Genomic DNA, 21564 nt, shown 5'->3' on the forward strand with positions numbered 1-21564 from the left:
CGGCCAGGGTGCGGCTACCGCATCGACGCGCCCGAAGCACCGCCCAGGTCGTCCCGCCGGGTGCCGGTCACCTCGTCGACGGCAGCGCCCACGGTCGGGAAGAAGCGTTCGGGAGGGAAGCGGTCCGCGGCGCCGTAGCGCACCAGGGTGTCCTTGACGGGCCCTTTCGCCTCGGCGAACACCAGGCGGATGCCGTGGGCGGCCAGGTAGTCGTCCAGCTCGGTGAGCTCGTCGAATGCGGTGGTGTCGATGCCGGTGATGGGCTCGGCGGCGAGGATCACGGTGTGGACGTCGGTCCCGCCGTGGGCGACGGTGGCGCGCACCCAGTCGTCGAAGATCGCGCCGTTCGCGAAGAACAGCGGCGCGTCGAACCGGACGATCACCACTCCCGGCACGGGGGCACCGTGATCGGGGTGACGGGACAGGTCGTGGTACCCGCGCAGCCCGGGCACGCGTCCCAGCTGCGCGCGGTACGGCCTCCACGATCGGTTCACGAAGGTCAGAAGCGACAGCACGATCGCCACGACGATGCCCTCGAGAACACCGAAGACGAGCACGCCCGCGAGCGCCACCACGGACACGAGCGCATCCACCTTGTTGATGCGCCACAGCGACGCGAGCGTGCGCACGTCGATCAAGGTGAGGACGGCGGCGATGACGACGGCGGCGAGCGTGGCGTCTGGCAGATACCGCGTGAGGTCGGGGACGACAAGCATGAACAGCAGCACGAGCAGCGCGCTCACCACACCGGTCAGCTGGGTGCGCGAGCCGGCGTCCTGCGCCACGGGCGTCCTGGACGACGAGCCGGACACGGGGAAGCCGCCGAGCGCGCCTGTCGCGATGTTCGCGAGCCCAATGCCACGCATCTCTGCGCTGCCGCTGACCGTCTCCCCGCGGCGGGCAGCGAGGGTGCGGGACAGCACGGCGCTGTCGGTGAAGGCAACCAGCGCGATGCCTGCTGCGGGCGCGAGCAGCTCCCCCACGTCGGCCCAGCCGAGCCCGCCCAGCGCGGGCGCGGGCAGGCCCTGCGGCAGCGCGCCGACCACGGGGACGGTCTGCGCCAGGCCGCCCAGCCAGACGGCGAGCATGCCCAGCACCACCGCCACGAGCACCCCTGGCAGCGGCGTCCGCCGGCGGCGCAGCACCAGGATCACCGCAAGCGACCCCACGCCCACGGCGGCTGCGGCCGGGACCACGCTGCCGTCGGCCACGCCGGTCCATGCGCCTTCGAGCGCGGCCCACGCGCCGTCGCGGCCTACGGAGAAGCCGAGCAGCTTGGGCACCTGCGACACGATCACGATCAAGGCGATCGCGTTCAGGTAGCCCACGCGCACCGGCTTGGACAGCAGATCGGTGACGAAGCCCAGGCGAAGGAGTCCACCTACCAGGAGGAACGCGCCGACGAGCACTGCGAGCAGGCCCGCGAGCGCGACTGCCCTGGTCTGCGAGCCGGCGGCGAGCGGCAGGATCGACGCCGCGATGATCGGAGCGAGCGCGGAGTCGGGCGCGAGCACCAGGATCCGCGACGGCCCGAACACGGCGTACGCGACCAGCGGCACGATCGAGGCGTAGAGACCCGTCACCGGCGGCAGCCCCGCGACCGTCGCGTACCCCATGCCCGCCGGGATCATCAGCGCGGTCACGACCAGCCCGGCGCGCACGTCGGGCCAGAGCCACGCACGCCGGTAGCGTCGCGCCAGGCGGATGCCGGGCGCCGCACGTTCCAGGGCCGTCGCGGCCATCGCGAACCTCCTGCTCCCATCCTTCCGCTTCTTGGCCGGGAAGGAGCCGGGGCCGACGAAGCGCGGGAGGCCAGGGGCGCGAAGGCAAGGCGTCAGGGCGCGCCAGTAGCATGTGACCGTGGACTCGCACCGGCTCTCACCCAAGGGTCTGGCGCGGCGCGAGGAGATCCTCGAGACAGCCATGCGAGAGCTCGCCGCGAGTGGCTACGGCGGCACCACGGTGCGCGCGATCGCGCGCGCGATGGGCCTCGAGCCGGCGCACATCCTCTACTACTTCGGGACGCGCGAGGCGCTGCTGGAGGCGCTGGTGGACCGTTGGGACGCTCGCCCCGTGGCGCGGCTGGGAGACACGTCGGCCCCGCTGACCGCGCTCGACCGGTACGCGGACGCGATCCGCGCGAACCTGACGATCCCTGGCATCGTCCACCTGTACCTCGCCTTCGCGGCCGAGGCCGCTGAGCGGTCCCACCGTTCGCACGAGTACTTCCGGCGACGCTTCGACGCGGTGCACGCGCAGCTCGGGGACGCGATCCGCGCCGAGCAGCGGGCGGGCCGCATCGCTCCCGGCGTGGATGCCGACGCCGCCGCGCGCGAGCTGATCGCATTGGCTGACGGCATGCAGCTGCAGGCGCTGGTCGACCCGAGGGTGGACGCGCCCGCGGCGATCGAGGCCGCGGTGGCGCGTCTGCGCGGCTCAGGCTGACGCGCGGATCTGACGCAGCGCCTCCTCGAGCGTGCCGATGATGGACACCGTCTCCTGGTGGGTGTGCAGCGGCGACTCGAGGCGTTGCTCGCCCACGTAGGTGGCGAGCGCTGTCGCCTCCCAGCACAGCGCATCCATGAGGCCGACGCCGGTGGGGTCGCTCCACACGTGACGCTCGCCCAGGAACTGGTTGCCGGTGAGCACCATGTCGGCAGGCACGTGGAAGGGACCGTCGAGAGCGAGGCACGCCTCGGAGCCGGCGATCACCGCGGTGGTGGGCGTGCGCGCGATCATCGACGTGGTGAGAGTCGACTGCGCCGTGCCGTGGCCCAGCACCAGGGTGGCGTGAGCGTCGACGCCGCTGTCGGTCATCGCCCCGGTGACGTGGATCGACTGCGGCGCGCCGAGCACCATCGAGTCGAGCTGCACGGGGTAGATGCCCAGGTCGAACAGCGCTCCGCCGCCCAGGTCGGCGCGGTAGAGGCGGTGGCCCGCGGGCAACGACTGGCCGTGGTCGGCGTGCACGTGCCGGATCTCGCCGAGCACGCCGTCCGCGAGCAGCTGGCGGATCACGGACGCCTTGGGCTGGTAGCGGCTCCACATGGCCTCCATGAGGAGGACGCCCTGCGCACGAGCGGCGTCGACCATGGTCTGGGCCTCGGCGGCCGTCATCGCGAGCGGCTTCTCCACGAGCACGTGCTTGCCGGCGGCGATGGCCGCGAGGCCCAGGTTGACGTGCTCGTTCTGGGTGGCGGCGATGTAGATGACGTCGATCTCAGGGTCGGCGAGCAGCTGCTCGGTGGACCCGTAGGCGCGCGCGATGCCGTGCCGGGCCGCGAATTCCTCGGCTCGCTCGAGCGAGCGGGAGGACACGGCGGCGACGGTCTGCGCGGTGCGGGTGCGCATGGCGCTGACGAACCAGCCGGCGATGCTGCCCGGGCCGATCACTCCCCAGCGCAGTGACGGCTCGCCCTGTCCGGGAGCGAAGAGCCGGGGGGCGGGAAAGACTGTGGTGAACATCGTCGTCCTCTCTGTGGCCGCGGTGCCGAACTGCCGATAATCTATCAGCGATAAGTTTCACGTGTCGAAGGAGACCACCATGAGCGCCGCCCCGGCCGAACCGCAGCCCGCCGTCGACAGGCGGACCCAGCTCGAGCTCCAGGACGCCGAGCTCACGCTCGCCCGCTTCGACCTGGACGACGCGTGGTGGCTGGGCTCCTGGATCGTCGCCCACTCCCGCGAGCACTCGTACCGGGTAGCGGTCGACATCCGCCGGGTGAACCAGGTGCTGTTCCACGCCGCGCTGCCAGGAGCAACCCCCGACAACGAGCACTGGATCGCTCAGAAGTCAGCCACCTGCCTGCGCATGGAACGCGCGTCTTCCCTGGTATCCCTCCAGTTCGAGGCCATGGGCCTGGACCCGTTGCGAGGATGGCTCCCCGAGGGCGCGCTCGCCGCGGGCGGCTCCGTGCCCATCAAGGTCACGGGCGCGGGCACGGTCGCGGCCGTCACCGTGTCCGGACTGTCGTCGGACGACGACCACGACGTCGCGGTCGCAGCCCTCGAGGCGCTCCGGGAGCACCAGGGATGAGCGCCACCCCCTCCGCCCCCGCACCCCGCACGCTCGCGGAGGGTCAGCGATGCCGCGTGAGGATCCACGACCTGCGCACCCACGAGTCGACCACGGTGCTCGAGACGTGGGAGCTGCTGCTCGAGGCCCCCAACTGGCACAGGCATGGTCGGCTCGTGCTGAACGGTGACGGCTCGCTGTGGACTCTGGACGTGGAGTCGGGCGCGCTCGCGCAGATCGCGATCGACGGCGTCCCTGACCTCAACAACGACCACGTGCTCGCGCCCGACGGCGTCACCGTCTACGTGTCCGCGAACGACTTCCACCTCTACGCCGCACCTCTCGCGGGCGGCGAGGCCCGACGCGTCACGGGCGACGACCACGGCCGCCTGCACTTCCTGCACGGCATCAGTCCCGACGGGACCACGCTCGCGTACATCGGACTGCAGCCCGAGGGTGACGAGTGGTGGGCCCGCGCGGAGGTGTTCACCGTGTCCACCGACGGCACCGGGGACACGCGGCTCCCCCAGGGTGGCTCGCCCGCAGACGGCAGCGAGTACTCCCCTGACGGCGCCTGGATCTACTTCAACACCGAGCTCTTCACCGAGACGCCCGGCCACGCTCAGATCGCACGCATGCGACCCGACGGACGCGACGTCGAGCGGTTGACGTACAGCGACCGCGTCGACTGGTTCCCTCACCCGTCACCCGACGGCGCCCGCGCGGTCTACCTCAGCTACCCCAGCGGGACGGTGGGCCACCCTGCCGACCGGCCCGTCGAGCTGCGCCTGGTCGAGGCCGACGCCTGGGACCGCCCTGCGACGATCGTGTCGCTGCAGGGCGGCCAGGGCACCATCAATGTCAACAGCTGGGCGCCGGACTCCCAGCGCTTCGCCTACGTCGACTACCCGAGGGACGAGGCGTAGGAGGCGCCTACCTGAGCACCCCCTGGAACCCGAAGGTGAAGCTCAGCTCGCCCGTCGGCACCCGGTGCTCGGGGTGCGTCATGGCGCCCCACGAGTTGTCGCCGCCCACGCCGCGCCGCTTCAGGGCGGGACGCAGGATGGTCCGATGGATCGGCGGCAGCTCGTTCGGATGCCTGGCGTTCTGGATCTCGAACGGAGTCCACGGCAGCGCCGACAGCTCCACGGGGTCCGCCGCGTCGAGCCGGATGCCGAAGCCCGCGTCGTCCAGCACCTCCGCCCATCGGACGCCAGTGCGGCTGCCCGACTCCTGCGGGCGCATGTACGGCGTGAGCTGCTCGCGCACGTCGCCGTCCCACACGCCCAGGCGTGAGCCGCCGCGACGGTCCACGTAGCATTCGGCCGGCCCGTCGCCGTACCAGCGGTAACGGTGCAGGTCCGCGTCGACGGTGAGCGTGAACGCGAGCTCGGGCATGTCCGGCAGGCCCTCGCCCGGCCGGAGCGTGGTCGTCACGTCCACATGGCCGTCACCGTCCACCACGTAGGTCACGTCCACCTCGGAGGGCGGCACGGTGGGCAGCTCGTACCCGAACTGCACCTCGACCGTGTGCTCGTGGCGCACCACCTTCGGCTTCTCGAACCCTGCTCGCGGCCTGCGAGCCTGGCTCGCCACCTCCCACTGGCCGTCGCGGAACGGCATGCCCCAGCCGCGCTCGTTCGAGGTGGGCGCATGCCAGAAGCTGGGGTACGGGACGTCGCGCAACAGCTCACGCCCGCCGTCGGACGTGCGTCCGTACCGGTAGGACACCAGGTAGCCGTAGAGACGGGAGAACGTCACCGAGAAGTGGGATCCGTGGACGCCGACGTTGTGGGTGCTCTCCACGACGCGCGGCGCTGGGGCACGACGAGGCGCGGGCGCGTCGGCCGGGACCGCCACGTTCACGACCGCCTGCTCCCAGCCGAGCTCGTAGCCGGCATCGGCCCACTCCGTCCGGGCCTTGAGCCGGTAGGACACGTCGACCGTGTACTCGCCCGGCGCGGAGGGCACCTCGAACGGCAGCGGGTACGTGCGCGCCTCGCCGGCGGGCACGTCGACCTCGAGCACGACCTCGCGGAGCGTGCGACCCTCCCGGCCCAGCGCGACGACCACGTCCACGTCGCCGAGGTCGGTGAACAGACGCCTGTTCGCGATCCGCACCTCGCCCGCGCCGATGGCGGTCCGGAACGGCTGGTACAGGTAGCGGACCTCCTGGTATGCGGGCGTCGGCGTGCGGTCGGAGAAGACGATGCCGTTGGCGCTGAACTCCGCGTCGTGCGGCGTCTCTCCTGAATCGCCTCCATAGCCCTTGAAGCCCACGCCGTAGCGGTCCACCAGCGGCAGCGTCTGGTCCACGAAGTCCCAGATGAACCCGCCCTGGAACAGCGGCTCCCGGTCCGCGAGATCCAGGTACTTGTCCACCGCGCCGAACGAGTTGCCCATCGAGTGGGCGTACTCGCACAGCACGAACGGCTTGTCGCGGTGCTCCTTCAGGTGCGCCTCGATCTCTGCGGCCGGCGTGTACATCTGGCTCGTCACGTCGGTGGTCTCCGGGTAGCGCGGATCCCAGTGGACGCCCTCGTAATGCACAGGGCGCGTGGGGTCCGTCGCATGGAACCACTCGGTCATGTCGCGCAGCACCGAGCCGCCGAACGACTCGTTGCCCAGCGACCACATGACGATGCTCGGGTGGTTCCTGTCCCGCCGGTACATGCTGTTCGCACGGTCCAGCAGCGCGGGCTTCCACTCCTGGCGGTCGCCGGGCAGCGCCTGCTCCACCGTCAGCTCGCCCGCGACGACCTTGTCCCACATCGCGTGGGTCTCCAGGTTCATCTCATCGATCACGTACAGGCCGTAGCGGTCGCACAGCTCGTAGAACACCGACGAGTTCGGGTAGTGGCTGGTGCGCACCGAGTCGACGCCGGCGCGCTTCATGAGCTGGACGTCCCGCTCGATCTCCTGCGCGGTCATGGCGCGGCCGCGCGCACCGAACTCGTGACGGTTGGTGCCGTGGAACACCACCCGCTTGCCGTTGATCTTGAGGATCGCGTCCTCGATGTCGACCCGCCGCAGGCCCACGCGCTGCGGGATGACCTCGGTGACCGCACCGTCCGCGTCGAGCACCTCGATCAGCACCTCGTACAGGTACGGGTCCTCGGCGCTCCACAGCCTCGGGCTGTCGAGCCGGACCACCAGGCGGCCGTCCTCCTGCGCCATCGGGCCGACGCCCACCACGGTCGCACGGACGGAGCCCGGTCCCTCGAGGGTCGCGGTGAGCGCGATCTCACCAACGGCCAGACCGCGCGCCACCGTGGCGGACAGCTCCACGTCCTCCACGTGCGCGGCCGGACGGCGGTGCAGCACCACGTCGCGGAAGATCCCGTGGAAGCGGTAGAAGTCCTGGTCCTCCAGCCACGACGCGGCGGTCCACTTGAAGACCTGCGCGGCCAGCCTGTTGACGCCGTCCACCACATGCTCGGTGAGGTCGAACTCCGACGGGGTGAACGAGTCCGTCGCCCACCCCACGTACGCGCCGTTCAGCCACACCGCGATGCCGCTCTCGGCCCCGTGGAACCGGACCGACAGCCGTTCGCCCGCCGCCAGCGGTCGCTCGAGGGTGAACTCCTTGACGTAGCTCGCGACCGGATTCCAGTCCCGGGGAGTCTGGCCCGGCTCCAGGTCCTCGAGCCCGTCCCACGGGTACTGCACGTTCGCGTACTGCGGACGGTCGTACCCGTGCATCTGCACGTGGGCCGGGACGGGGATGTCGTCCCATCCGTCCACGTTCATGCCCGGCTGCTCGAAGCCGGGAAGCGTCATCGACGGGTTCTTCGCGTGATGAAGCTTCCACAGCCCGTTCAGGCACTGCTCGTAGCCGCTGTCCCCGGTGAGCGCCTCCTCGGCGTCCCGGAACCAACGATGATCCGACCTGGCTGCCATGCGGTTCTCGGACACGTACTCCGGATCGGTGATCCGGTCGATCTTGAAGCTCACTTGACGACTCCCGTGAAACCGGCCACGAAGGACCGCTGCAGTACGAAGAAGATGACGATGGTGGGCAGCGAGGCGATCAGCACCGCGAGCATGAGCGCGCCGTAGTCGATCACGTAGCCGCCGGTGAAGTTGGAGATCAGCATCGGCATGGTCTGATAGTCGGCGTTGACCAGGATCACCTTGGGCCACAGGAAGTTGTTCCACGCCGCCATGAAGGTGATGACCGCAGCCGCCGCGTACGTCGGCCGCATGGTGGGGACGAACATGCGGAAGAAGATGGACAGCTCGCCAAGGCCGTCCATGCGGGCAGCCTCGATGATCTCGTGCGGGAAGCTGCGCGCCGACTGCCGGAACATGAGGATCAGCAGCGGGGTCGCGATCGCGGGCAGCACCACCGCCCACACCGAGTTGATGAGGCCGAAGTTGGCGAACAGCCGGAACAGCGGGATCATCGTGGCCGCGAACGGGATCATCATGGCCAGCATGAGGACCCACATGAGGCGGTCCTTGTTGCGCGAGTGGTAGACCTCGAAGCCGTAGCCGGCGATCGAGCTGACCACCAGCGCGAGCACCGTGGTCGCCACCGCGTTGACCGTCGAGTGGTACATGGCGGCGTACACGTCCTGCTGGCCCAGCAGCGTCTGCCAGTTCTGGATCAGGGAGCTGCCGGGCAGCATCCGTGACGCGAGCACGTCGTTGCTGGTGTTCGTGGCCGAGACCGCCATGAAGTACAGGGGGCCGATCGACACCGCGGCGACGATGGTGAGGAACGCATACTTGGGAACCTCGCGGAGACCCCGGAAGACTTGTGCGCTAGTCACGCTTGTCACCCACCTTCATCTGAATGGCTGCCAGGATCGCGACCATGATGAGGATCACGTAGGACAGCGCGGCACCGTAGCCGAAGTTCGGGTTGTTCTGGAACGACACCTTGTACAGGTAGTGCGACATCGTCATCGACGTGTTCGCCGGCCCGCCCTGCGTGAGGTTGAAGGACTCGTCGAACATCTGCAGCGTGCCGTTGATGGACATGATCACCGTGAGCAGGATCATCGGCTTCAGCTGCGGGATGGTGACGGAGAAGAAGGTCCTGAGGGGGCCAGCGCCGTCGATCTTCGCGGCCTCGATCGTGGTCGGATCGATGTTCTGCAGACCTGCCAGGTAGAAGATCATGTTGTACCCGGTCCAGCGCCACAGCAGGCCCAGGATGATGACCATCCGCGCCGTGCCCGGCTGACCCAGCCAGTTGACCGGACCGTCGATCAGGTGCAGCGCGAGGAGCCAGTCGTTCACCAGGCCGTCGGTCGCGAAGATGGTGCGGAACACCAGCGAGTACGACACGAGCGAGATCGCGGCAGGCAGGAAGATCGCGGTGCGCCAGAAGCCCTTGAACCTCAAGCGCGGATTGTTGAGGATGTTCGCGAGCACGAGCGCGCTGATCAGCATGATCGGCACCTGGATCACCAGGTACAGCATCGTGGTCTTGATGGTCTGGATGAACACCTCGTCGTGCAGCATGCGCGTGTAGTTGAACCACAGCGGGTCGGCGAACGCGAGGTTGGTGCCGCGCCCCGTCTTGAAGGACAGGATCAGCGCCTGGAACATCGGCCAGAACATCATGATGCCGATCAGCGCTGCGGCGGGCAGCAGGAACGCCCACCCGGTCAGGCTCCGGCGGCGTGCGGCAGGGGACAGCTTGGGCGAAGGGCCCTTGGGCCTCTTCATGCTCTTCTTGGTGTCGCCGAGCTCGGTGAGCGCGGCGGGCGTCGTCATTGACACAGGAAACTCCCGATGGCTGGTGCGGGAGGGGGCCGGAGACCCGGCCCCCTCCCTATCCGGATAGGTGTCAGCTCATCGCGAACTCGACGGTGTCCTGCGCCTCCTGCAGCGCAGTCTGCATGTCCTCGCCGCCCATGATCTTGGTGATCGCGGCCGAGACTGCGTCACGAGCCTCGTAGTAGTAGACGCCCGTGTTGTTCGACGGCACCTGCGCCGCGAACTTCAGGACGTCGGCGTAGATGGCCTGTCCGCCGAAGAAGTCGACGGGCTGCGAGTACACCGTGCTGTCGCCGGCGGGCAGCCAGTTCGCCACGGCACCCGCACCAGGCAGGATCGTGTCGTACAGGTCGGTGGACCCGGCGAACGTGGACTTCAGGAAGTCGGACGCGAGCGCGTAGTCGGCGTTCGAGCTGATCGCCCACGACGAGCCGCCGTTGGCCGAGTAGTGCGTGGCACCGTCGATGCCGGACAGCGCCGGCAGGTCCGTGACCGCCCAGTCACCGGACTGGTCGGTGGCGGACTGCAGCGAGCCGGAGATCCAGATGCCGTTGATGGTGCTCGCGACGTTGCCGTTCACCAGCGAGTTGATGTACTCGTCCCACGAGTTGACCTCGGTGAAGATGCCGTCCTTCACCATCTCCGAGTACACGTTGATGGAGGCCTCGAGCGCCGCGTTGTCGACGATGGTCGGGTTGCCCTGGTCGTCGAACAGGCTCGCACCGGCCGACTGCAGCATCATCATGATCATGTCGGAGGATCCGGCCTGGCCCGACAGCAGCGGGTAGCCCGTCTTGTCCAGGATGTCCTTGCCCATGGTGATGTAGTCGTCCCACGAGACGTCCGTGAAGTCGTCGATCGTGTAGCCGGCCTGGGACAGGATGTCGGTGCGCATCGCGTTGACCGCGGTGCCCGAGTCGAATGGCACGCCGTAGTTGACGCCGTCGATCGTGGAGTACGCGGCGACGCCCGCCGGGAACTCGGTGAAGTCGATGCCCGAGTCGGTCAGCGGTGCGAACAGGTCCGGGTAGTTGATGGCGTTCTTCTGGAACGCGTTGTTCTGCACCAGGAAGATGTCCGGCAGCTGGTCGTACTGCTGCGCCTGGGCGATCGTCGTCATCTTGGTCTGGATGTCGTCCCAGGTCATCTCCTGGATGTCGAGCTTGAAGTCGGGGTGGTCCTGCTGGTAGACCTTCTCCGCCTCCTGCATCGCGTAGATGTTGAACGTCGGGTCCCACGCCCACACGGTGAGGGTGTTGCCGCCCGAGCCGCTCGACTCGCTCGATCCGCCGGTCGCGTCGCCGCTGCCGCCGCTGGAGCACGCCGCCAGGCCGAGCGTGAATGCCGCTGTCGCGGCCACTGCCGCACCTGCTCTGAGGATCTTCATGTCCATCCGCCTTCTTCGTTGAAGTCGTTCCCGGCATCGCTGGGCGAACCCCATCGAACGCCCGCCGGTGGAACACACCGTCATCGCTCACCCGGGCCGGCGTCGGTGACGGCACAGTGGTCCGACATCGTCGTCGTCCGGGCTCCGTGATTTCGGAATGTTAAGGTCAACATAACGGACGATGCCGTGACCGCAAGAGGCAAACGAGTCACGATTCGGTAAAGGTTGGCATCCGAAACGGACTATTCGACGCTTGCAATGGTGACGTCAACATACCGACGTTGACAGTGCCGCTACTGTGTCGATGTGGCGGTCAACGGAGCACGCGCGGGACGCAAGACGGGTCCCTCGATCATGGATGTGGCGCGCCTGGCAGGAGTGTCGGGTCAGACTGTGTCGCGCGTGACCAACGGCGCCGACTCGGTGAGGCCCGAGACGCGCGACCGGGTGCTGCGCGCCATGGACCAGCTGGGCTACTCGCCGAACCACGCGGCACGGGCCTTGCGGCACGGTCGATTCGGGTCGATCGGCCTGCTCGCGCACCGCTTCGACCGCACCGGCGAGGCCATGATGACGGACGCGGTGCTGCGCGCCGCTGCCGTCCGTGACCTGAGCGTCACGCTCGTGAGCGTGTACGCCGCCACGGCCGACGGCTGGAGCCCCGCCGCGCGTCGCATGCAGCACCAGACGGTGGACGGCCTCATCATCATCCGCTCGGAGGGCGCCTCGACCCTGCCTCTGTCGCTGCCCGCCGGCATGCCCGTCGCGGTCGCGGACTCCCGCGTGCGCGGCATCTACCCCACCGTCGTGGCCGACGAGATCGGGGCCGTGCGCGCCGCCGTGGACCATCTGCTCGACCTGGGCCACCGCACCGTGCACCACATCTCCGGCCCCGAGGACTCGGAGCCTGCGCGCGTGCGCCGCTCGGGCTGGGAGCTGCGGCTCGCCGAGCGCGGCGTCCCGATCCCCCCGGTGGCAGTCGGCGACTGGACCGCGGAGTCCGGATACCGCGCGGGCACGCTCCTCGCGGCAGACCCTGAGGTCACCGCGATCCTCTGCGCCAACGACGAGACGGCGCTCGGCGTCCTTCACGCCCTCCGCGCCGCGGGACGGCACGTCCCGAACGACGTGTCCGTGGTCGGATACGACGGCATCGCGCTCAGCGCGCATTCCGACCCGCCGCTGACCACCATCTACCAGGACTTCACCACCATGGGCACCGAGCTGGTGCGGCTGGTGGTCGACCAGATCGACTCGCACGCCTACTCCGACGCGCCGAACGTGATCGTGCCGTCGCACCTGGTGGTGCGGGAGTCGACGGCACCGCCCAAGCGGATCTGAGTCTTCGCGAGCGGGACGCCGCTACAGGTCCGTGGCGGCGGGCATCGCCGTCACCACCACCAGCACGGCCTCCTCCGGGCGCAGGATCGGCGGGTTCAGGCCCATCGCCGCGAGCGCCGCACCGGTGGCCACCACGCCGTCGTCCATCCAACGGGGGCCGCGGTTCTGCGCCACTCCAGGCTCGCCGAACCACACCGGCCGCACCTGGTATCGAGCGTCAGGCGTCAGCCCGGGCAGACGGAAGGCCGCGGGACGCGTGCCCGGCGACGTGGTGCACTGCACGTAGGCGAACAGGGCTGACGAGGCGTCGTCGGCGACCACCCCATGCACCAGCGCGCTCGGATCCGGATGATCCACGCGCACCACGCGACCGCTGTGCAGCACGCCGCGCTGCGCCTTGTAGAGATCGGCCCAGCTCCGGAGCGCGGCCAGCTCCTCGTCGGTGGCCTCCAGCAGGTTCCACTCGATGCCTGCATGCCCGAACAGCGCGGTGACCGCCCGCATCTGGATGCTGTGCCTGCGCCCGCTGGTGTGGGAGACGGTGGGCCCCACGTGGCTGCCCAGCATCTCCAGCGGGATCGCCAGGGACGTCCAGCGCTGGATCTGCTGACGCTCCAGCGGGTCGTTCTGGTCCGACGTCCAGAACCGGTCCGCGTGAAGGGCCATGCCGAGGTCCACCCGCCCGCCGCCGGAGGCGCACGACTCGATCTCCAGGCCAGGGTTGCGACTCCGCAGGTCGTCGAAGAGCCGATAGATCGCAGCGGTCTGAGCGTGGACGGCCGGACGGCCCTCGTGCCCCGCGTCCGTCAGGACGCGGTTGTGGTCCCACTTGATGTAGTCCACCCCCTCGGAGGACACGATCGCGTGCACCCGCTCGAGCACGTGCGCATACGCCTCGGGGTTCGCCAGGTCCAGCACCAGCTGATGGCGCGCGAGCGGCGGACGCCTGCCGGGCACGTGCAGGATCCAGTCGGGATGCGCGCGGTACAGGTCGGAGTCGGGGTTCACCATCTCACCCTCGAACCACAGCCCGAACTGCATGCCGAGCCCCTTGACGCGCTCCACGAGCGGCCCGAGCCCTCCCGGCCACGCGTCGGCCGAGACCGTCCAGTCCCCCAGGCCCGACGTGTCGTCCCTGCGCGAGCCGAACCAGCCGTCGTCCAGCACGAAGCGCTCCACGCCGACGGCGGCGGCGCGTTCGGCCAACCGCGTCAGGGTGTCCAGGTCGTGATCGAAGTAGACGGCCTCCCACACGTTGAGCGTCAGCGGTCGCGGCGCGCGGGGGTGCTCGGGCCGCGCGCGCAGCCAGCGGTGGAAGCACTCGCCCATGCCGTCCAGCCCGGCTGCCGAGTAGACGACCGCGATCGTCGGCGTCGTGTACGTCTGCCGCGGCGCGAGCTCCACCTCACCAGGCTCGAGAAGCTCTCCGGCGCCCAGCGCGGCCCGCCCCACCACATCGCGCTCCACGAGATGCACCGTGTTTCCGCTCCACAGCGCGGCGATGCCCCACGCCTCGCCGCTCTCGGTGGTCGTGCGGGACGTCATCGCGCACTGCACGATCGTCGAGTCGTGGCCGGTGCGCCCCTCGCGTCCCTCGCGGATCCGCAGCCCGGGGGCCAGCGGGAGCCGGTGGGGCTGACGCTCGCGCAGCCAGCGGCCGGCGAAGTCCAGGGTCTGCGTCGCGCGAGCCGGCAGGGGCAGCCAGGTCGCGAGCTCGTCGACGCTGTAGACGGAGCCGCCGACGTTCGTGAGCGCCTGATCCACGAGCAGGACACCCTGGTCGGTCATGGTGAACCGCTGCTCCAGCTCGAGCTGCGCGTCCGGGTCGCCCAGGCTCACGGTCGCGGTCGTGCCATCCACGCGGACGCCCTGCAGGCGGAACAGCGGCGAGAACCCTGCGCCCGCCCGATGCCCGCGAAGGGCCGGCCTGCCGGTGAAGCCGCGTGCGGACTCGCGCAGCATCCCCGGCTCCACCGGGTCGTCGAGGTCGCTGTGCGGCACCGCGGCGGTCGCGAGCAGCCGCACCGCGTCCGGGCCGGCACCACAGAGCGGCTCGCCCCAATGACGCACGATCGGATATCCGTCGGCCAGGTCCAGCACCAGCTCCACGCCCGGCGCGGCCAACACCACGCAGCGGTCGTGCTCGACGACCCGGGCGCGCGTGGTCTCCGTCATGGCTTCCTCACCTCGAACGATGCGCCGCTCGCACGATGCGTGATCGACATCGTGCGCGCTGCGGCGACACCGGCCATTGTGGTCGAGCGTCGGACCTGGCGCACGCGGCGACGCGCCGCACCCGGCCGGCAGCCCCGCACGGTCGGCCCACGTCACGGAATGCCGCCACGCGCGCGCACGTTGACGCACGTCATGCGCACCATCCTCCACGCCGAGTTCGGCGACCCCGCCTCCGTCCTGTCCGTCAGCGACACCGACCTCCCCGAGCCCGGCTCCGGCGAGGTCCGCGTCCGCCTGATCCTCTCCCCCATCCACAACCATGACCTGTGGACCGTCCGCGGCACGTACGGCTTCAAGCCCGCGCTGCCCGCGAAGGCCGGCACCGAGGCCGTGGGCGTGGTCGACGCGCTCGGCGACGGCGTCGAAGGTCTCACCGTCGGCCAGCGGGTCGCCACAGGCGGCACGTTCGGCGTGTGGGCCGAGCACTTCATCGCCAAGGCCGCGGCCCTGATCCCCGTGCCCGAGGGCGTGGCCGACGAGGTCGCCGCCCAGCTCGTGTCCATGCCGTTCTCCGCCATCAGCCTGCTCGACTCGCTCGGCCTCAGCGCCGGCGACTGGATGATCCAGAACGCCGCGAACGGCGCAGTCGGCCGCCTGGTCGCTCAGCTCGCGCCCGCGCGGGGCATCCACGTGATCGGCCTGGTACGCAGGGCCGACGGCGTCTCCGAGCTCGCCGATGCCGGCATCGACCACGTGGTCTCCACCGACGCCGACGACTGGCAGGACCAGGTCCGCGCCCTCGCCGGCGACGCGCCGATCAAGGTGGGCATCGACTCCGTGGGCGGCGACGCCTCCGGCGACGTGCTGTCGATGCTCGCCGAGAACGGCACCCTCATCTCCTTCGGCGCCATGGCGTCGCCCACCATGAACATCTCGTCGGGAGACGTCATCTTCAAGCAGGCGACCGTCAAGGGCTTCTGGGGAAGCAAGGTCAGCCAGACCATGGCCGCCGAGGACCGCCGCCGGCTCATGGGCGAGCTGCTCGCGCGCGTCGCCGACGGCACGCTCGCGCTGCCGGTGGAGGCGATCTACCCGCTCGAGGAGATCGGCGCCGCGGCGAACGCGAACTTCGAGCCCGGCCGCGCGGGCAAGATCCTGCTCAAGCCGTGAGGCACCAGCCCCGGCGCGGTGGCACGCTGCGCCGGGGCTAGTCTCACCCACGTGACCGCACCCGCCCCCGCCACCTCGACTATGCGTGAGGTCCGCCTCGGCCGGCCCGTCGACGGCCCGCCTCGACCGCTCCGGCGCCGCAGGCTGAGGTCGATCGCCCTGGTCGCGGCGATCGCGCTCCTTGCCTCCGCCTGCACCTCGACGCCGCAGTACCCGACCGTCGACCCCGCCGACCGCGGCCCCATCCCGGACTCCCGGATCAGCGTGCAGCTGTTCAACTTCTTCTCCTACGTGGGCTTCGGCGAATCGGAGGAGGAGCAGGCCCGCCAGGCCCAGGTGCTGACCGCGCTCTCCGACGCGGGATACACGCACGTGGAGCCGATCGACTACACGCATTTCCAGGGGCTGACCGCTCAGGAGTACCGCGCGCTCCTGGACGCACGCGGACTCCAGGCGAGCTCGTTGCACACGTCGGTGACCATGTCCACCACGGACGAGCAGTGGCAGGCGACGCTCGACACCGCTCAGACGATCGGCGCCCCCTACGTGGGTGCGGGATCCACGCCGGAGGACCTCACCACCCGTGAGGGGTGGGAGGCGTACGCGGACCGGATCGACCAGCTGGGCGCGATGGCGCGCGAGCGCGGCATGCGGTACCTGGTGCATCTCCATGACACGGAGTTCGCGGCCGTCGAAGGCGGTGAGAGCGCGCTCGACATCCTCGTCTCGCGCACCGACCCGGCGAACGTCACCTTCGAGCTCGACCTGTACTGGGCGGTCAAGGCGGGCGAGGACCCGGTCGCGCTCGTGCGGCGCTACGGGGATCGGATCGCCCTCCTGCATGTGAAGGACATGGCGGCCGACGGGTCCATCACCACTGCGGGCGACGGCGTCATCGACTTCGCGGCGGTGTTCGCCGCCGCAGGCGACAACGTGGACTTCTACGTGATCGAGCGGGACCCGCCCCTGGACGACTCGTCGTTCGATCCGTTCCCCCCGTCGATCGCGGGGCTGCGGTTCCTGCAGACGATCCAGTTCTGAGCACCGATGCGGCTGCGGGCCCTGCCGGGCACTCCGCCGCGCACGGAGGTCAGGCGGCGACGAGCTCCCGCTCGTCCGCCGACTCCCGGGCCTTGTCCGCCGGGAAGATGATCTTGAACACCGGGAAGTAGATCACCAGCTGCACGCCACCGTTGATGACGGTCACCGCGAGGTTGTAGATCGCGGGGTCCAGGTGCGCCGCGAGGAACGGCACATACAGGCTCATGAGCAGGCTGCACGCCATGGTGATGAGCACGAGCGCCACCGCGTACCAGGCCAGCTGGAACCAGACGTTGCCGTGGGACTTGAACGTGACGTTGCGCTGCAGGGGGAAGTTCACGCCCTGCGAGATCACCAGCATCAGCACGAACGCGACGAAGTAGCTGAGGCCGCCCAGCGCGTCGCCCGTGACGGGGTAGTCGAACACGTAGGTGTCGATCGGCCCCAGCGTCACGTGCAGGAGCTGGGCGGGAGTCTCGCCCCATCCGGTGTAGGTGAACAGCAGCACCGGCAGGAACGTGAGAAGCAGGTACTGCAGCGCGGCGACCAGGAACGAGAGCCCGGAGAACTTGGCCATCTCCGCGATCAGCGCGTGGCTCTCGGCGAAGCGCTGCCACCGGCCGACGATCCCGTGGGTGAGCTGCATGTGTCGTCTCCTCGTCATCGAGCGCGCCCTCCGGGCGCGGCCCGATGCACGCTAATGCACCGTCTGCCGTGAGGAGCGGGACGCGACTCAACCTGTCGGTTCCGCGTCACGAACGGTCGGCGGGGACGTCAGATGGCGGGCTGCTGCTGCGTGATGCAGTGGATGCCGCCCCCGCGGGCGAACAGGGGCCGGGCGTCGACCATCACGATCTCGCGGCCCGGGTACTCGGCTGCCAGGATGTCCTGGGCCACGGCGTCGTGCGGGTCGTCGAACGCGCACAGGATCACCGCACCGTTGATCACGAAGTGGTTGACGTACGAGTAGTCCACCCACCCCTCCTCGTCCCTCAGGACCGTGGGGGCGGGCAGGGACACGACCTGCAGCGCGCGACCGTCGGCGTCGGTCTGGGCCTCGAGGGTCGCGCGGATCAGACGGCTCACCTCGAAGTCGGGGTGCGCCGGGTCCTGCTGGTCGTGGATCAGCACCCGGCCAGGCGCGGTGAAGCACGCGACGATGTCCACGTGGCCGCGGGTGCCGAAGCGGTCCGAGTCGCGGGTGAGCCCGCGCGGCAGCCAGATCACCTTGCGGGCGCCGACCGTGCGGGCCAGCTCGGCCTCCACGTCCTGCTCGGTGAGGCCCGGGTTGCGGCCAGGGTCCAGCTGGACCGTGCGGGTGACCAGGAACGTGCCCTGCCCGTCGGTGTGGATGCCGCCACCCTCGTTCACCAGGGGCGAGTCGACGGCGGTCGCCCCCGAGGCGCCGGTCGCGATGAGGCTCGCCTCCGCGTCGTGCTCCCACGACGCCCAGTCCTGACCACCCCAACCGTTGAACTGCCAGTTCACCGCGCCCAGGCCGCTCGTGCCGCGCACGAACGTCGGCCCGATGTCCCGGTACCAGCCGTCGTCGAGTGCACCCTCGATCGTGTCCACCTCAGGCAGCAGGTAGCGGGTCGCGACATCCTTGAGGTGCGCGGGCACCACCATCGTCACCGGCTCGAACCGTACGATCGCGTTCGCCACCGCCGCCCACGTGGCCCACGCCTCGTGGGCCCGGTCCCCGAGCGTGTACGCGGCGGACGGCCACGCCATCCAGGCGCGCTCGTGAGGCTCCCACTCGGCGGGCATGGTCCAGATCATGCGTCCCCTCCCAGGTACGACGGCGGCACGCGGGGGGGCAGCACCTTCTCGATCGCGGCCGCCAGGCTCAGCAGGTGGGCGTCGTCCCAGGCGCGGCCCATGATCGTGAGGCCCACGGGCATGCCCGTGTCCTCCATGACCCCCATGGGGACGGTCACCGTTGGGATCCCCAGATGCCGGATCGCCAGGTTCCCGTTCGCCACCCACACGCCGTTGCGCCACGCGAGGTCCGCTGACGCAGGGTCCGTGTCGGAGTCGGCTGGGCCGACGTCCGCCATCGTGGGCAGCACGACCGCGTCGAGGCCGTGCGCATCCATCCAGTCCTCGAGCAGCACCTTGCGCGCACGCTCCAGGCCCTCGAGACCCTGCTGCAGGAAGCCGACGCGGTGCCACGGGACCACGCCCTCACGCGCCCTCCGCACGTGGTCGCCCAGGTCGAACGCGTCGTCGGCATAGCGGGCGGGGAGGTGCGGGGAGTCGTAGCGATCCGGCGACGCTCCCGCGGGCGCGGGGAAGATGAGGTCAGGATCCGCCTCGGCCAGGCTGCTGAGGCCCGGCTGACCGTTCGCGGCGAGGAAGTCGTCCCAGCCCCACATCGACAGGTCCCACAGCTCGTTCTCGAAGTACTCCGCAGGCACCCAGCCGCGCTGCACCAACGCCCCCGCCTCGTACTCCTCGACGGCAGGCAGGTCCGTCTCCATGACCTCGGCGCCGGCCGCCTCGAGCGCAGTCCTCGCCCGCTCCCACAGCGCGATCACCGAATCACGCGTGCGGATCGGATGCGGCGCGTCGGGGGTGCCGTTGATGTACATGCGCGGGATCGCGACCCGCACGCGGCTCAGGTCCACGTCAGGGAGCATGCTGCCGCGGCTCGCGGCCATCTCCTCAGGGCTAGGCATGGCCACCCAGTGCTGCATGCGCCACAGGTCGCCCCGGGTGTCAGGGTCGAACGCGATGAGGTGCGGCACCAGCTCCTGCATGTCCGCCACCGTGCGCGTATGGGGGACGACGACGTCCATGGTGGGCACCAGCGGCCAGTTGCCGCGCACCGAGATGAGGCCGCGCGACGGCGTGTACGCGACCAGAGCGTTGCACGACGCGGGGGCACGTCCGCTCGACCACGTCTCCTCGCCCAGCCCGAACGTCGCGAGGCTGGCCGCCGTCGCCGTGCCCGACCCGTTGGACGATCCGGAGCCGAACGCCGACGTCAGGTAGGCGCGGTCGTACGGGCTCTCCGCCCGCCCGTACAGCCCCCTCTGCATGCCGCCGTTCGCCATCGGCGGCATCGTGGTCCTGCCCAGGTGCACGGCACCCGCCTTGCGCAGCCGTTCGATCGTGAACGCATCGCGCGTGGCCACCAGATCCTTGAACGCCGGCGAACCCGCCGCGCACGTCAGCCCTTGGACCATGTACGAGTCCTTGGCGGTGTAGCAGATCCCGTCCAGCGGACCCAGGGTCGCGCCGCGCGCGCGGCGCTCGTCGGAGGCTCGCGCCTGGTCCAGTGCGGTGGGATCGAGCACGCACACGGAGTTGAGGCCCCCAGGCCCGGCGTCCAGGCGGGCGATGCGGTCCAGGTACGCCTGCGCGAGCTCGACCGCGGTGACCTCGCCGGACTCGAGCGCGGCGCGCACCTGGGCGATCGACGCCTCGACCACATCGAAAGCCATGCCGCACGCCCCTCTCCCCTGGACCATTCGGGTGACGCACACAGTATCCGTTGCGAGAGCAAGGTCGTGCCGTGGCGCCGCCCGCGCGCGCCGCACCGAGGCTCCGGCAGCACCTGGCTCACCGCTGCCTCCACCGCCTACGATCGGACCGTCGTCCGGCCGCCACCGCACCTCGGTGCGGCCCCGTCAGTCCTCGATCGAAGGAACCTATGCCCACCGTCAAGGCCTATGCCGCTCCGTCCGCCACCGAACCGCTGATCCCCACCGAGATCACCCGACGACCTGTCGGTGCCACCGACGTGCTGATCGCGATCCGCTACGCGGGCATCTGCCACTCCGACATCCACCTCGTGCGCGGCGACTGGGGCCCGGTCACGTACCCCCAGGTCGTCGGCCACGAGATCGTCGGCGAGGTCGTCGAGGTCGGGGACGCCGTCACCAAGCACGCCGTCGGCGACCGCGTCGGCGTCGGTTGCATGGTCGACTCGTGCCGCGAGTGCGAGAACTGCCTGGCAGGCATGGAGAACTACTGCCTCAAGGGCAACACGCAGACGTACGGCTCCGTCGACCGCGACGGGACCATCACGCAGGGCGGCTACTCGACCCACGTGGTCGTCGACCAGGACTTCGTGCTGAAGGTCCCCGAGGCGATCCCGTTCGAGGCGGCCGCACCCCTGCTGTGCGCGGGCATCACCACCTACTCCCCGCTCGCGCACTGGGGTGCGGGCCCCGGCAAGCGCGTCGCCGTCGTCGGCATGGGCGGGCTGGGCCACATGGCCGTGAAGATCGCGGCCCAGATGGGCGCGGAGGTCACCGTGCTGTCTCGCACGCTCGACAAGAAGGACGACGCGCTCGCCTTCGGCGCGACCCGCCACCTGTCCACCATGGACGACGCGACGTTCACCGACAATGCCGACACGTTCGACCTGATCGTGAACACCGTCAGCGCCGCGCTGCCGCTCGACCGCTACCTGCGCATGCTGCGGCTCGACGGCACCATGGTGAACGTGGGCGCGCCCCCGGAGCCGATGCCCGTGCACGTGTTCACCCTCTTCGGCAACCGCCGCTCGTTCGCCGGCTCCAGCATCGGCTCGATCGCCGAGACGCAGGAGATGCTCGACTTCTGCGCCTTGCACGGCATCGCGCCCGAGACCGAGCTGATCGGGGTCGACTCCATCAACGAGGCGTACGAGCGGGTCCTGTCGAGCGACGTCCGCTACCGCTTCGTGATCGATACAGCGACGCTGTAGGCGGCG

Annotated in this window: 17 protein-coding genes; 7 read left to right on the forward strand and 10 right to left on the reverse strand. The window is 70.0% G+C overall.

The window, feature by feature from the left end:
* Nucleotides 1–14 precede the first annotated feature (14 nt).
* Nucleotides 15–1742: a SulP family inorganic anion transporter gene (locus RN607_RS13845; RefSeq protein WP_313543220.1), complete on the reverse strand. Its 1728-nt coding sequence runs from the start codon at nucleotides 1740–1742 to the stop codon at nucleotides 15–17.
* A 118-nt stretch (nucleotides 1743–1860) separates the two neighbouring features.
* On the opposite strand from RN607_RS13845, the gene RN607_RS13850 reads away from it, so the two are divergent.
* Nucleotides 1861–2445 (forward strand): TetR/AcrR family transcriptional regulator, encoded by a 585-nt coding sequence (locus tag RN607_RS13850; protein WP_313498180.1) that lies wholly within the window; start codon nucleotides 1861–1863, stop codon nucleotides 2443–2445.
* Here RN607_RS13850 and RN607_RS13855 read toward each other — a convergent pair.
* Nucleotides 2437–3465, reverse strand: coding sequence for a Gfo/Idh/MocA family protein (locus tag RN607_RS13855; RefSeq protein WP_313543221.1), 1029 nt, complete (start codon nucleotides 3463–3465; stop codon nucleotides 2437–2439). The two genes, RN607_RS13850 and RN607_RS13855, sit on opposite strands and share 9 nt — an antisense overlap.
* A gap of 79 nt (nucleotides 3466–3544) precedes the next feature.
* On the opposite strand from RN607_RS13855, the gene RN607_RS13860 reads away from it, so the two are divergent.
* Together RN607_RS13860 and RN607_RS13865 are read left to right on the forward strand one after the other, a co-directional pair.
* The gene (locus RN607_RS13860) at nucleotides 3545–4036 is read left to right on the forward strand and encodes a heme-degrading domain-containing protein (RefSeq protein WP_313543223.1); all 492 of its coding nucleotides are present in this window, start codon (nucleotides 3545–3547) and stop codon (nucleotides 4034–4036) included.
* Complete coding sequence (locus tag RN607_RS13865) at nucleotides 4033–4941, forward strand: TolB family protein (protein WP_313543225.1); 909 nt, start codon at nucleotides 4033–4035, stop codon at nucleotides 4939–4941. The genes RN607_RS13860 and RN607_RS13865 overlap by 4 nt, the downstream gene beginning before the upstream one ends.
* A gap of 7 nt (nucleotides 4942–4948) precedes the next feature.
* Here RN607_RS13865 and lacZ read toward each other — a convergent pair whose 3' ends face one another.
* From lacZ to RN607_RS13885, 4 genes are all read right to left on the reverse strand, one after another.
* Entirely contained in the window at nucleotides 4949–7969 is a 3021-nt protein-coding gene (gene lacZ / locus RN607_RS13870) for a beta-galactosidase, LacZ type (protein WP_313543227.1), read from the reverse strand.
* A complete protein-coding gene (locus RN607_RS13875; protein WP_313498194.1) occupies nucleotides 7966–8790 on the reverse strand; it encodes a carbohydrate ABC transporter permease in 825 nt (274 codons plus the stop codon). Before RN607_RS13875 ends, lacZ begins: the two co-directional genes overlap by 4 nt.
* Nucleotides 8783–9742 carry a carbohydrate ABC transporter permease gene (locus RN607_RS13880; protein WP_313498197.1) on the reverse strand — a complete coding sequence of 320 codons (960 nt, stop codon included), beginning with the start codon at nucleotides 9740–9742 and terminating at the stop codon, nucleotides 8783–8785. Before RN607_RS13880 ends, RN607_RS13875 begins: the two co-directional genes overlap by 8 nt.
* A 73-nt stretch (nucleotides 9743–9815) precedes the next feature.
* Complete coding sequence (locus RN607_RS13885) at nucleotides 9816–11132, reverse strand: ABC transporter substrate-binding protein (RefSeq protein WP_313498200.1); 1317 nt, start codon at nucleotides 11130–11132, stop codon at nucleotides 9816–9818.
* Nucleotides 11133–11438: 306 nt separating this feature from the next.
* Between RN607_RS13885 and RN607_RS13890 the strand changes: the two genes are divergently transcribed.
* Nucleotides 11439–12473, forward strand: a complete 1035-nt coding sequence (locus RN607_RS13890; RefSeq protein WP_313543229.1) for a LacI family DNA-binding transcriptional regulator — start codon at nucleotides 11439–11441, stop codon at nucleotides 12471–12473.
* A 21-nt stretch (nucleotides 12474–12494) separates the two neighbouring features.
* Here the strand turns inward: RN607_RS13890 and RN607_RS13895 are convergent, their stop codons facing one another.
* Nucleotides 12495–14648: an alpha-galactosidase gene (locus RN607_RS13895; protein ID WP_313543231.1), complete on the reverse strand. Its 2154-nt coding sequence runs from the start codon at nucleotides 14646–14648 to the stop codon at nucleotides 12495–12497.
* Between the two features lie 192 nt (nucleotides 14649–14840).
* On the opposite strand from RN607_RS13895, the gene RN607_RS13900 reads away from it, so the two are divergent.
* Complete coding sequence (locus tag RN607_RS13900) at nucleotides 14841–15818, forward strand: zinc-binding dehydrogenase (protein WP_313543234.1); 978 nt, start codon at nucleotides 14841–14843, stop codon at nucleotides 15816–15818.
* A 51-nt stretch (nucleotides 15819–15869) separates the two neighbouring features.
* Complete coding sequence (locus tag RN607_RS13905; RefSeq protein ID WP_313543236.1) at nucleotides 15870–16859, forward strand: sugar phosphate isomerase/epimerase family protein; 990 nt, start codon at nucleotides 15870–15872, stop codon at nucleotides 16857–16859.
* Between the two features lie 49 nt (nucleotides 16860–16908).
* On the opposite strand, the gene RN607_RS13910 is transcribed toward RN607_RS13905, so the two are convergent.
* The 3 genes from RN607_RS13910 to RN607_RS13920 all read right to left on the reverse strand — a co-directional run bounded on the left by RN607_RS13910 (nucleotide 16909) and on the right by RN607_RS13920 (nucleotide 20308).
* Entirely contained in the window at nucleotides 16909–17505 is a 597-nt protein-coding gene (locus RN607_RS13910) for a hypothetical protein (protein WP_313543238.1), read from the reverse strand.
* Nucleotides 17506–17633: 128 nt separating this feature from the next.
* Nucleotides 17634–18641, reverse strand: a complete 1008-nt coding sequence (locus RN607_RS13915) for an agmatine deiminase family protein (protein ID WP_313498215.1) — start codon at nucleotides 18639–18641, stop codon at nucleotides 17634–17636.
* Complete coding sequence (locus RN607_RS13920) at nucleotides 18638–20308, reverse strand: amidase (RefSeq protein WP_313543240.1); 1671 nt, start codon at nucleotides 20306–20308, stop codon at nucleotides 18638–18640. Before RN607_RS13920 ends, RN607_RS13915 begins: the two co-directional genes overlap by 4 nt.
* A 209-nt stretch (nucleotides 20309–20517) precedes the next feature.
* Between RN607_RS13920 and RN607_RS13925 the strand changes: the two genes are divergently transcribed.
* Nucleotides 20518–21558, forward strand: coding sequence for an NAD(P)-dependent alcohol dehydrogenase (locus RN607_RS13925; RefSeq protein WP_313543242.1), 1041 nt, complete (start codon nucleotides 20518–20520; stop codon nucleotides 21556–21558).
* Nucleotides 21559–21564: the final 6 nt, after the last annotated feature.

This window comes from Demequina capsici, from assembly GCF_032102965.1.
Lineage (GTDB): Bacteria > Actinomycetota > Actinomycetes > Actinomycetales > Demequinaceae > Demequina > Demequina capsici.